The following is a 12910-nucleotide window of genomic DNA, read 5'->3' as shown; positions in this document are numbered from 1 at the left end:
TTCACTTCATCTTGAAGACCGCACGCCAACCGGTCGCGTGCGGCAATGCCTCGGCGAATCGCTCGCTCTGCTCCTGGACCGGCTCGACCGTGTAGAACACATTCGGCTTCAGAAACTTCACGGCCTTGAGCAGTTTAGAGACCTCACGGCGGTCGCAGCGCACGTAGATCAGGTCGACCGGGCCTTCCACCCCTTCGCCTTCGAAGGTGGTCGCACGGTAGCCGCTGGCTCTGAGGGTTCGCACAATTTCGGCATCGTCTTCCTGGGCAATGATACGCACCACCACCGATCCCAAAGCCAAGCGTCGCTCGAGCCCAATTCCAACGGCATTCCCCAAAGCAAACCCGCCAGCGTAGGCGACCATCAAAATCGGGCTTTCCGAGACCCCCATGATGACCTGCGACAAAGCCGCTATCCATATCAGAACTTCAAAGAAACCTAACACAACCGACAGTCCCATCCGCCCTTGAACGACACAAATCGTGCGCAAGGTACCAATGGACACGTCGATCATTCGGACCAGAAAGATCACCAGCGCCAAGACCCAAGGAGAAAGTTCCGAAAGCCATTCCATTTGACGACTGCTCGAAAGGTAGAGAGGAACCAAAATTGAAGCGTCATATTCTATCTCCGGCCTGGCGGTCGGGGGATAGCAGAAAGCAGGACATGCCCCAGGAAGACGGCCACCCGTAGCGAGGGTTCGCTGCTTAAGGGGTGAGACTAGTCGGCGAAGCTTCCCTGACGACTAACCGTGGCCGACACTCTCCGGTGGTCTGAGCCAATCGGTCCGCCGACCTCTCGTCCCCAGTACGTCAGATCATCGCTGATGAAGATGTGATCGAGCGAAAGCCCCAGCGGAAAGATCGGCTGCACATACCAAGTCGGTGTCACGTTGGCGAAATGCTCCGCCCTACGAAGTCCGCTGGCCCGCTCGAAATCGCGAAAGAAGGGTGACCAGGGGGTCAAATTAAAATCCCCCATGACGATCGTCGGTAACCCTTGATAGTCCGGCTGGGGATGCTGCACTCGGTCTGCCAACATGCGCAGGTGCTCGTTTCTCGATCGGAAGTTGCGATTGCCCGTGGGGGGCAAGGGATGCGTACCGATGATGCGGTACGGTGCCCCTTTCACGTCGACGACAGCTTCAATGGAATCGATCCCTTCATTCAATCGAAAGCTCTGCGAGTGCTGGATCGGATAGCGGGAATAGAGCCCGATGCCAAAGTTTCCGTAGTCGTCGGGGTGAACGACCCTGTACGCGTAGTCCGCGTTTGTGGCGGCTTCGATTTCTGCCGCCCACGCGGAATCGATTTCCAATACCACAAGAACATCCGGTTCAGCGCTGAGGATATCCTTCATCGCGGCATCGAAGTTTCGATTGCTCGTCAGCACATTGCAGACGGTAACGCTTATCACTTGCCGCACATCAGGCGATCCGCCGACGCGCTCCAGTCCTGGCAGAAACCACGGTGCATGCACCAGGAAACATGCCAAAGGAATGGTTAGCCAGACCCACCGACGATAGATCGCGCAGATGGCCATCAAAACGACGGCCACAAGAACCTGCTGAACCCGCAGGTTGGCCAGAAGATCCCACACCCAGTAGATGCGAGCAAATCCCGTTAGCAGAGTTGCCACAGCAAGCAGGACGATCAGCAAGCAAGAGTAACGCCAGAAACGAGCAACCAGAAATTGCTTCCATAACCGCCCAGGTTGCGAATCGTTCGATTCACTGGCGATCACGACTCGATCTCGTACTCTTTCAGTTTCTTATGCAGCGTATTGCGATTGATGCCCAATCGCGTGGCCGCTTTAGTTTGTACGTTGGCACACGAAGACATGACCTGGACGATCAGTTCTTTCTCGACGCGATTGACCACGCGCGAGTGCAGATCCTCTGCTTCGGGATCGGCATCTTGCAGGCCTTGCTGCACAACTTCGAAGGCCAGCGTATCGAAGTCGGCTACGCCACGGCCGAGGCTCATGGCCGAGCGATTGTCGCCACTGCGAATTTCGGGCGGCAGCAGATCGATCGCCAGTTCGTCCCCTTCCGCTAAAACCACGGCTCGCTCGACGTAGTTCTGCAGTTCACGAACGTTTCCTGGCCAGTTGTGGTCCTGCAATGCTTCCATCGCTTCGCGTTGGATGTGAACCACATGCCGATCATTGACTTCGCTGTAGACGTTCAAGAAGTGAGCGACCAGTTCGGGGATATCCTCGCGACGTTCTCGGAGCGGGGGAATACGGATCGGCACGACATTGAGTCGCCAGTACAAGTCTTCGCGGAACTTGCCTTCGCCGACTTCTTCCAACAAATGGCGGTTACTCGCGGCAATGACGCGAGTGTCAACGCGAATGGTAGCCGTGTCACCCACGCGTTCGAATTCGCGTTCTTGCAGCACGCGCAAAAGTTTCACCTGCAAGTGCAGCGTCGTGGAGTTGATTTCATCGAGAAAAATACTCCCGCCGTGAGCTGCTTCAAATCGCCCGGTGCGGTTACCAATGGCCCCGGTGAACGCTCCACGGACGTGACCAAACAGTTCGCTTTCGAGCAGACTTTCACTCAACGCACCACAGTTGACCTTCACGAAGGGGCCGGAAGCACGCTGGCTGAGGCGGTGCACCGATGAGGCAATCATTTCCTTACCGGTACCTGTTTCACCTAACAGAAGTACAGACGCGTTCGTTTGGGCAACTTTGCGCGTCAGGCGGTAGACATCCGCCATGGCCTTGCTGGATCCGATCAGGCCAGGGATAGGGGGTTCGTACCCTAGGGGTGCGTAATCTTGTGTGTAGTTGGAAGTCGTTTCGGAATACAGTCCCATTGCTAACCTACGGGCCGATCTTGGCCGGTTGGTCGAAACGAACGTCTTGGGTCGGCGCCTCGAGGATGTCCAGAATCTTGCCAAGCACGGCCTGAGTCTCGGGGTCCAATTCCTCCGAGGCGTTATAGCGGTCGTACTGAGCCACAATCTGATCTTTGGTGAGGAGTATACCGCGGCGTTCAATCGCGGACTTCAATGCATCAGCACATGCCTGACGCAGGTTAATTGGGTAGAAAGGATCGCTCGCATAGTCGATCAAAGCCGTCTGAGCGATCGGCGTACCAAGCTTGCCAAGCAAGCTCGCCACGTCGGCGGCAACGTTTTGGTCTGCCAATCGGCGAACCGCAATCTCTTCCACTTTCAGGAAGTCGTAGAAGTCATAGTCGTCTGGGGTATCGAGCATACGGCTGATCTGGGCAAACGCGAATTCCGCATCGGCTTCACGCTCGTCCGCCGGGACCAATAGACGCCCCTGGGCAAGGTACAACTGCTTTAGTTGAAAGATAAACCCTTCGACATCGTTCGGGCGAATCATCACAATCGTGAGAGGATCGTCCTTGGTTCGCAGTTGATAATGAACCACTTCACCAATCGGCGCGATAATTCCGATCGGTACCTCAGCCGTACGGCGATCCTTTCGAAGTATCTGAACTGTCTCCATCATGGCCGGCAATGCCAGCGGTTTGCTGATGAAGATCGCTTCGACGTCCGGAGAGGAATGGGCTTGCTTGAAAAACTCGCGGCCACCTGGCGTAACTAGCGGCTCGAGCTGAAGCTCTGACAAAAGGCCTGCCATGCGTTGGGCGTTCTGTTGATGGAGTTCGCCCAGCAAGATATTCCGCTTACCTTGAGCCGAAGCCATGAAGTCCAGCGTATCCAGCAATTCGGCCGAGCCTGCGTAGGGAGCCTTCGGGTCGATAGTCAAAATGCCCTTTGCCGCTGCCCGACGGACCCGATAGACCGGCGACTGAAGCGCCAAAGCCAATGGGCTGAGCTTTCCTTCGACGGCAATCAAGAGATCCGCGTTCTTGGTCGCGCCGATTTGCTCGCAGGCAACCACCGCACCCTGAGCGAATTTGCGATCTTCCAGGCCCTTGGTCAGGGCCGATTGCAGAAGTTCGACTCCATGCTTGTCGACCAGTTTCTTCAGTTCAACATCCGACTCGCCCAAGACACCCATGCGTTGCATGGCGGCTAATGCGGCCTGGACCTGGACTTCAGCATTGGTTTCGTCCAAAGCATAGAGATCCCGAAGCAACTGCCCAGCGGTGACCACTTCAGCATCCGCTGGCGGAACAGGCGTCATGACGACTTGTTTCTTCGCCGCATCCCATGTCCACAGCTCGACCAGGCCGTCTTCATTGACCGGGAACATTGGACCTTCCCCCAGATACATCTTTACCCGCTTGGCCAGGTAAGCTTTGACGTCGTCTGCGGTTGGTCGCGATTTGACGGTTGCGTCCAGATATTCGCCAATGGCCGAGCGAAGTTGATCGTCATCGGTCAGGACATAGGGGCCTACCAGGAACTGTGCGGCCCGGTCTAAATCGAGTTGCTTGGCAACGTCGACCAATTCCGCCACAAGCAATGGATCGGAACTATCCAGGGCAGCCAGAAGTGGACCATGGATGGCCTGATCCATTTGCACAAGCATTCGCTTGGCGGCAGGCCGGACGGCCTCTCGGCTTGGGTCGGCAAGTGCGACAAACAGGGGATTAGCGGCTTCCGCACCAGCGTTCTTCAGTTGTTTGGCGGCTTGATTGCGAGCGACTTCGTCCTTATCAATCAATTGATCGACAAGCTGGCTAAGTCGTGCTGGATCCTTGTAATACGCATCGAGTTTCGTCAGCAGCAGGGTAGCTGCTCTGGCCCCTTCCGGCTGCAGAGCGTCGATCGATTGCAAGCGGAAGATACGACCGGAACCCAGCTTCTGCTGAGCGGCCAGGACTTCGTCGACGGCAGGATCGTTTTCGATCAGCTTCGCCAAATAAGCTTTACCCAAATCGCCGCGACCAAGATCGGCGGAAACAATTGCCGCATTAATTAGCTGCTCGGCCGTAGTTGGATTCGATTCTTTGAGTGCTTGAATCGCGGCCGTATCCACAGGTGCGACCGGCGCGGGCTGTTCCGGTTGCTGAGCCAGGGCATCATTCGCGATGACCAGGCTAACAAGGAGAGCGATCGTAAAAGCAATCTTAAGGAATCGTTGCATCTGATTTTCGCAAGGTTAGTGGGATGGCATTTCGAACGAAAATGCCCATTCCTTGGCAAGGAAAAAATCCTGGAGGGTCAGCTCAATTCTAATTGCTCCTTCCAGCGAACCACTTGCTTTTTCACCATCTCGGGCGAGGTTGAGCCATAACTTCGGAATGCAGAGACCGCTCGCTCCACTCCCAGGATGTCATAAACGGATTTATCCAACGAATCGTTAACCGCCGTAAAATCCTCGAGCGGCAATTCGGCCAGACGACACCTCTTTTCCATGGCCTTACCAACCAGGCTGCCAATTTGATGATGGGCCGTCCGCTGGGGAGTTCCCTTGCCGATCAGATATTCCATCAGCGTGGTCGCATCTAGGAAGCCATCTTCCAGCCGCAAGTTGATCGACTCGATATTCAGGGTCGCGCCCTCGACAATCGAAGCGGTCAAATCCAGCGACCGGTGAACGGTGTCGACCGAATCGAACAGCCGCTCTTTGTCCTCTTGCAAGTCTCGGTTGTAGGCCAGCGGCAGCCCTTTAATGAGGACCAGCAGCGATTGCAGGTTCCCTATCACACGAGCCGTTTTGCCGCGTATCAGTTCGCAAACATCCGGATTAATCTTCTGCGGCATGATCGAACTGCCGGTGCAGAATTGCTGGGGAACCTGGATGAATTTGAATTCCACGCTCGACCAAAGCACCCATTCGTCGGCCCAAACACTGAGGTGTTCGGCGATCATGGTCAGGACGAACGCGTACTCGACCAGGAAGTCTCGATCGCTGGAAACGTCGATGCTGTTGGCGGCTACGGCCTCGAATCCCAACCGCTTCGCTACATTTTCGCGATCGATGGGTATGGTGGTCCCTGCCAAAGCAGCTGTCCCCAGGCTGCATACGTTCACGCGGCGGCGACAATCGGCCAGACGCTCTCGATCACGCTGGAACTTCTCGGTGTAAGCCAACCAATAGTGTGGGGCCAGCACCGGCTGTGCCCGCTGCATATGGGTGTAGGCCGGCATAATGACGTCGATGTCGGCATCGCAGCGTCCAACGAACGCGATTTGCAACTGCTTCAGCAGTCGATCGGTTTCGTCGATGGAATCGCGGATCCAAAGCCGCGCGTCGGTCGAAACCTGATCATTTCGGCTTCGCCCGGTATGTAATTTCCGGCCCACATCCCCCAGACGCTCGACCAGTGCGCTTTCGATGTTCATATGAACGTCTTCCAGTTTCTCGTCAAACTGGAAGTCGCCGTTGTCGATCTCCCCCTTGATAAGTGCAAGCGCCGTGGTGATTTGGGCTGCCTCATCACTAGTCAGCACACCCACATCGGCCAGCATCTCGGCATGGGCGATCGAACCACGAATGTCCTGGGCGTACAATCGGTGGTCGAAGCTAATGCTTTCGGTGAATTTTTCGACCCGAGCGTCGACCGCGGAGTGAAACACTCCACTTTGAGAGGGGCTGTTCCGGGACAAGGTTGCCTCAGAAATATGCAAGAGTTGGCGTGTAGGGAGAAACGTAAACCACTTAAATGCTAAGTGGATCGGTAACGACTGTCAACGCGCCAGACCAGGGGCTGCGCAGTTATTAAGCATCGCCAGAAACGAAATCGCATCCATGGATCGATACAGCCGGAATGATGCGCGCAATCGCGGGGAATTCGGATGCTTCTTGAGCATCCTGCTATTTACCGCAATCTATTTAGCCACACCAATGCCCATGCATCACGCACCACTTTCCTAAATTGCTGGGAAGCAGCAGAGACCGTTCACCAAATTGGCCTAAATCCCCATTATGTAATCAGTTGGTTCGGCTACGGGGCTATCAGTAACCATGACTTAGTGGAAGCGATGACGAATGGTTCGGAAATTCATTTTGTAATGCCCCATTCGCGCCCCTTGTTATCGCGTCGATCGTGCGGTTAAATTGGTGGGATTTTGCACTTCAAGTTCATGAAGACAGGGGCTACTGCGCGCCTGTCACCGCCCTCACTTCAGCCCAGTACGAGAGCCCCCAGTGCCGCGACGCGACGATATCAAAAAGATCTTGATCATTGGTTCCGGTCCTATTGTGATCGGCCAGGCCTGTGAGTTCGACTATTCCGGCACTCAGGCCTGCAAAGCGTTACGTGAAGAAGGTTACGAGGTGGTGTTGGTGAACTCCAACCCGGCCACCATCATGACCGACCCGGACACGGCCGATTCGACTTATATCGAGCCGCTGACCGTCGACATTCTGGAAAAGATCATCGCCAAAGAACGCCCATGTGCTTTGCTCCCCACGCTGGGTGGACAAACGGGGCTGAACCTGGCCATGGATCTCGACAAGCACGGGATCCTGGAAAAGTACGGCGTGGAAATGATCGGTGCTCGGGCCGACGTTATCGCCAAGGCCGAAGAACGCGAACAATTCAAGCAGGCCATGGATAAGATTGGCCTGGAAGTCTGCAAAGGGGCGACGGTCCACACGGTAGCCGAAGCCCGGGCAGTGCTCGAACAAGTTGGCTTGCCGGCGGTCGTTCGCCCCAGCTTCACCATGGGGGGTTCCGGCTCCAGCATCGCCTACAACCGAGAAGAATTCGACCAGTTGGTTCGTAACGGTCTCGATCAATCGCCGGTCACGGAAGTGCTGATCGAGGAATCTATCATCGGCTGGAAAGAATATGAGATGGAAGTGATGCGTGATCGCGACGACAACGTCGTGATCATCTGCTCCATCGAAAACTTCGACCCGATGGGCGTGCATACCGGCGACAGCATCACCGTTGCCCCAGCCCAAACGCTGACCGACAAAGAATACCAGCGCATGCGTGACGCCTCGCTGGCTGTGATTCGCGAGATCGGTGTCGAAACGGGTGGCTCGAACATTCAGTTTGCCTGCGATCCGACCTCGGACCGCATGATCGTCATCGAGATGAACCCACGCGTGAGCCGCAGCTCGGCGTTGGCCTCGAAGGCGACCGGCTTCCCCATCGCGAAAATCGCCGCCAAGCTGGCCGTCGGCTATCGCCTGCACGAACTGCCCAACGACATCACGCGCGAGACGCTGGCCTGTTTCGAGCCATCGATCGACTATGTCGTGACCAAAATTCCTCGTTTCGCCTTCGAGAAGTTCCCGGAAGCCGACAGCACGCTGACTACCCAGATGAAAAGCGTCGGCGAAACGATGGCCATCGGCCGTACGTTCAAGGAATCGTTCCAGAAGGCCCTGCGTGGCCTGGAAGTGGGCCGCTTCGGCTTCGGCTGCGACGGCAAAGACTTATGGGGCACCGACGAGCAGCCCACCGATGACGAAATCCGCGCGAAGCTCTCGAAGCCCAACGCCGATCGTCCCTGGTACATCCGCTACGCGCTGAAGTCAGGCATGACAGTCGCCCAGTTGAACGAAATCACCGGCATCGACCCATGGTTTGGCGATCAACTGATGCAGCTTGTCGAGTACGAAAACGAACTCGCCGAGATTGGCTCGATCAGTGAAATCTCGAATGAGAAACTGCTGCAAGCCAAACGCTGGGGCTTCTCCGATCGCCAACTGGCGACCCTGCTCAAGAGCAGCGAGATGGAAGTCCGTAGCGAACGCAAGAAGCGTGGCATCACGGCGATCTACAAGTCGGTCGATACGTGTGCTGCTGAATTCGAGGCGTACACGCCGTACTACTACTCGACCTACGAAATCGAAAACGAAGTCCCCGCCAAGAATCCGGATCAGCGACGGATCATGATTTTGGGTGGCGGCCCCAACCGAATCGGGCAAGGGATCGAGTTCGACTACTGCTGCTGCCACGCTTCGTTCGCGCTCAAGGAGCTGGGCATCGAATCGGTGATGGTCAACAGCAACCCCGAGACGGTCAGTACCGACTACGACACATCTGACCTGCTGTTCTTCGAACCTCTGACAACCGAAGACGTGCTGAACATCTGCGACGTCGTTCAACCGGACGGCGTAATCGTCCAGTTCGGCGGCCAGACGCCACTGAACCTGGCCCGCGGCCTGGCCAACGCAGGCGTACCGATCATCGGGACGAGCGTCGACACGATCGATGCTGCTGAAGACCGCGAACAGTTCCAGCAGTTGCTCAACCGCTTGAACCTGAAGCAGCCACCCAATGCGATCGCCCGCAACATGAGCGAAGCCCGAGCCGAAGCAGCCAAGGTTGGCTATCCGGCCCTGGTTCGTCCGAGCTTCGTGCTAGGCGGCCGTGCGATGGAAATCTGCTACGACGACAAACAGTTCGAGAGGTTCGTGGCCGAAGCGTTCCTGGTCGCCCAGGGGCAACCGGTGCTGATCGACAAGTTCCTGGAAGATGCTACCGAAGTCGATGTCGACTGCATCAGCGACGGCGAGAACGTGATCGTCTCTGGCGTGATGGAACACATCGAAGAAGCTGGCGTGCACAGTGGTGACTCGGCCTGTGTGATTCCTCCTTACAGCCTGCCAGGCCCGATCGTTCAGGAAATCCGCGAAGCGACCATCGCCATGGCGAAGTACCTGAAGGTGGTCGGTTTGATGAACGTGCAGTTCGCCGTGAAGCAGGAAGATGGTGTCACCAACGTTTACGTGCTGGAAGTGAATCCACGTGCCAGCCGCACGGTACCATTTGTGGCCAAGGCCACCGGCATGCCAGTGGCCAAGATTGCCGCTAAGGTGATGACCGGCTGCACGCTGCCAGAACTGGGGATCACCGGCGAACCGATTCCGGCTCACGTTTCGATCAAGGAATCGGTCTTCCCGTTCCGCAAGTTCGCAGGCGTCGACATCGTGCTCGGCCCGGAAATGCGATCAACCGGCGAAGTAATGGGGATCAGCGAACGGTTCAGCCTGGCCTTCGCCAAGTGCCAATTGGCTGCCGGCGTGGTTCTTCCACAACCGCAAGACGGCAAGATCTTCGTAAGCGTCTCGGAACGCCACAAAGATCAGATCGCGGACATCTCCGCCCGTCTGCGTGACATGGGTTACGAGCTTCTGGCCACCGACGGCACGGCCCGCCGACTGGAAGAAGCAGGCGTGCCTGCCCAGCGAATCAAGAAGCTGGCCGAAGGTCACCCCAACCTGCTGGACCTGATGATCGACGGAGCCGTTTCACTGGTCATGAATACGCCCAACGGCAAGGGTGCCCGAACCGACGAAGGCCGCATCCGCGCCGCCGCCGTCCAACATGGCATCCCATGCATCACCACCATCCAAGCCGCCGAAGCCGCAACCAAAGCCATGGAAGCCCTACGGAAGGAAGAGATGGAAGTCGAATCCTTACAGGACCGCTTCAAGCAGGTGAATATTCACCAAACGACGTAAGAACGTTTTCTGTGGTTAACCAATTCAAAACGCCAGGGAAGCCAAACTGTTCCCTGGCGTTTTTTGTTTCTTGAGCACCTGCAAAAACCAGATACTTGTGCCTGACAGATGAATGGCAAGTACTCAGGATGCCAAGAGAACTTTTTATTGCAACTTGGTGTCTTGGAACCATAAGCAAAGATCATTATCGCCACCAACAGCTTTTGATAGCACTCACCCCAAGGCCCCCATCGATGGACATACTTAATCACAATCGCGAAGCATGGAATCGCCAGGTCGATGAAAAGGACCGTTGGACAATTCCGGTTACCAGCGAAGAGATCAACCGGGCCAGGGGAGGGGAGTGGTCTCTGGTTCTCACGCCGACCAAGCCGGTTCCGCGAAGTTGGTTTCCTGATGATCTCACGGGCGTGAAGATTTTATGTCTTGCTTCAGGCGGTGGGCAGCAAGGGCCGATCTTAGCCGCGGCGGGTGCGGACGTCACCGTGTTTGACAACTCGCCGAAGCAGCTGGAGCAGGACCGATTTGTGGTCGAGCGTGACGGGCTAACGCTGAAGACCGAGCAAGGAGACATGGCTGATCTCAGCAGGCTTGCGGATGGGTCGTTCGATCTTATCTTTCACCCATGTTCAAACTGTTTTGCCGAAAACATTCTGCCCGTATGGCGCGAAGCATTTCGGGTGCTTCGAACAGGCGGGACGCTTCTAGCTGGCATCTGCAACCCGGTGCGATTTATCTTTGATGAAGCTGCCGAGAGTGAGCGTGGAGAACTGGTTGTCCGCCACAAGATTCCTTACTCAGACCTGACGCACCTCACGTCGGAAGAGCTGGAAAAAGTAGTGCAAACGCAACCACTAGCTTTTGGGCACACGCTAGAGGATCAGCTCGGCGGACAACTGAAAGCTGGATTCTTGCTGGCCGATCTGTTTGAAGATCGATTCGATGAAAGCGACTTGATCTCGCGTTATGTCGATACTTTTATGGCGACACGAGCGATAAAGCCGAACCACTAATCGAGCTCGGGCAGAGGATTCGATTTTTGCGTCTGCTCCTGCATTAACGTCCTTACCGAAGCGTAGGCCATTTCCCAATGTCCTTCTTGGGCCTTTTGGGCGATCCCTTTTAACCAGGCTGCTTCCTGGGATTCCAACTGACCATCTTGCGTCGACTGGTCGATCATCTGGGTAATCTTCGCGATCTTCGTGCTATCCCTTCTGCTGCATGCCGAGCCCAGTGCCATCGCATAGTCGTAACCTGTTGGACTGATCTCACCGAAGGTCGGGCGTGTAAGCCAATAGCCAAGTACCGCGACGACTAGAACAACGCCAACGGCGATCCCTGCCAAAGCTCCTTTAGATATTTCCACGTTCAGAACCCCCTCGACTTGATCACTTCCCCTTCGTTCATGCTCGCCAACTCGGCTGCCAGAATCAGGTCGATCGTCTCCGGCTGCAAACTGACAGAACCATCGCCGAACAAGACATTGCCGCCGCTGGGATGTTCGGAGTACATCTGCCCCACGTGAAGCGTCGGGAAGTTCATCGGGTGAATGATGGGATCGCCGGTGATGTCGAGCTCGCCGCCTGATGGCCCTACATGCATCATGACGAGTGTTGCCGCAGCGTCGGGACCATTCTCTGGGGTCGAATACCTCGGGTGCGTATAGGCACCGGGAATCACACCGACCCAGGTCTTGTCGCTCAGCTTCGAGGAATGTTCGCTGATGAAGAGCGTGTTCGTCGTGCCGTCGGTCACATCGCGGAAGCTAACCTTCGAGTTACGGTAGAAAGGTCCATCAGCCACTTTTGAAGCGTCCCCATGTATCTGTACCGTCTTGGTGGCTCCGGTATAGATATTTGTGAACACGGGGCCACTTGCTGACGATCCACAATCTCCCCAGCACGACTCTTGCCCGTGACTAGCAATGTAGTGCGATCGGCCAACGACGATCGAACTGCCATAACGTGAAAGGGCGTTTCCAGAACTATCGCGTAGGGTGAATGGATCATGGTCTCCGCTCGATGAGGGGCAAAGGTAGGCCTCCAACTTCGTATCGATAAAGGGTCGATTCGCTGAATCCCAAATGGAACGCCCCATATTCAGCGAATCGGTAATCGTTCGCTGTTCCATGAAAGGGAGGATTAGAGCAGCCCAGCCCCAGCCTGGGGCAGCGTCCCAAGTATCAGAATCGATCGCCGCCCAGGCCGGCCCATTGCCGTCTCGCGTCGCGTAGCTGACATACCCCGACGGAAACACACGGTGTGTCGACGCATAGTTGTGAACGGCCAAACCAATCTGTTTGAGGTTGTTGGTACATTGCATCCGCCGTGCTGCTTCACGGGCTTGCTGCACCGCTGGCAACAGCAAGGCGATCAATACGCCGATGATGGCAATCACCACCAACAACTCCACCAGGGTAAATCCACGACGAAACGAATTCATAGCAGCAAGTCCTCGCCTGACGATTACGCAGAACAAAAATGTTTATTTTTATTCACACACGCTATTAATTTTGATTACTCAAACATTAGCCGCAGCAATAGGCGATTGTCAACAGTCAAACAGAAATTTTTGGCCAGCCTAAAACCTG

At 55.9% G+C, this 12910-nt stretch carries 9 protein-coding genes; 2 read left to right on the top strand and 7 right to left on the bottom strand.

Annotated elements, in window-relative coordinates; genetic code table 11:
* Position 1 precedes the first annotated feature (1 nt).
* From C5Y96_RS13600 to argH, 5 genes are all read right to left on the bottom strand, one after another.
* Positions 2-574, bottom strand: coding sequence for a DUF2179 domain-containing protein (locus tag C5Y96_RS13600; protein WP_105354183.1), 573 nt, complete (start codon positions 572-574; stop codon positions 2-4).
* A 146-nt stretch (positions 575-720) separates the two neighbouring features.
* On the bottom strand, positions 721-1743 hold the full coding sequence (locus tag C5Y96_RS13595; RefSeq protein WP_105354181.1) for an endonuclease/exonuclease/phosphatase family protein: 1023 nt from the start codon (positions 1741-1743) through the stop codon (positions 721-723).
* A complete protein-coding gene (locus tag C5Y96_RS13590) occupies positions 1740-2726 on the bottom strand; it encodes a sigma-54-dependent transcriptional regulator (protein WP_233198959.1) in 987 nt (328 codons plus the stop codon). The genes C5Y96_RS13595 and C5Y96_RS13590 overlap by 4 nt, the downstream gene beginning before the upstream one ends.
* 106 nt (positions 2727-2832) lie before the next feature.
* On the bottom strand, positions 2833-5037 hold the full coding sequence (locus tag C5Y96_RS13585) for a HEAT repeat domain-containing protein (RefSeq protein WP_105354176.1): 2205 nt from the start codon (positions 5035-5037) through the stop codon (positions 2833-2835).
* Positions 5038-5114: 77 nt separating this feature from the next.
* Positions 5115-6503 (bottom strand): argininosuccinate lyase, encoded by a 1389-nt coding sequence (gene argH, locus C5Y96_RS13580; protein ID WP_105354173.1) that lies wholly within the window; start codon positions 6501-6503, stop codon positions 5115-5117.
* A gap of 541 nt (positions 6504-7044) precedes the next feature.
* Between argH and carB the strand changes: the two genes are divergently transcribed.
* Positions 7045-10320, top strand: coding sequence for a carbamoyl-phosphate synthase large subunit (carB, locus tag C5Y96_RS13575; RefSeq protein WP_105354171.1), 3276 nt, complete (start codon positions 7045-7047; stop codon positions 10318-10320).
* A gap of 233 nt (positions 10321-10553) precedes the next feature.
* Entirely contained in the window at positions 10554-11333 is a 780-nt protein-coding gene (locus C5Y96_RS13570) for a class I SAM-dependent methyltransferase (RefSeq protein ID WP_105354169.1), read from the top strand.
* Here the strand turns inward: C5Y96_RS13570 and C5Y96_RS13565 are convergent.
* Both C5Y96_RS13565 and C5Y96_RS13560 read right to left on the bottom strand, forming a co-directional pair.
* Positions 11330-11686: a hypothetical protein gene (locus tag C5Y96_RS13565; RefSeq protein ID WP_105354167.1), complete on the bottom strand. Its 357-nt coding sequence runs from the start codon at positions 11684-11686 to the stop codon at positions 11330-11332. The two genes, C5Y96_RS13570 and C5Y96_RS13565, sit on opposite strands and share 4 nt — an antisense overlap.
* 2 nt (positions 11687-11688) lie before the next feature.
* Positions 11689-12762: a DUF1559 domain-containing protein gene (locus C5Y96_RS13560; protein ID WP_105354165.1), complete on the bottom strand. Its 1074-nt coding sequence runs from the start codon at positions 12760-12762 to the stop codon at positions 11689-11691.
* Between the last annotated feature and the right edge of the window lie 148 nt (positions 12763-12910).

Origin of the sequence: Blastopirellula marina (assembly GCF_002967715.1) — a bacterium.
GTDB lineage: Bacteria > Planctomycetota > Planctomycetia > Pirellulales > Pirellulaceae > Bremerella > Bremerella marina_B.
This window is presented reverse-complemented; position numbering and strand designations above follow the sequence as displayed.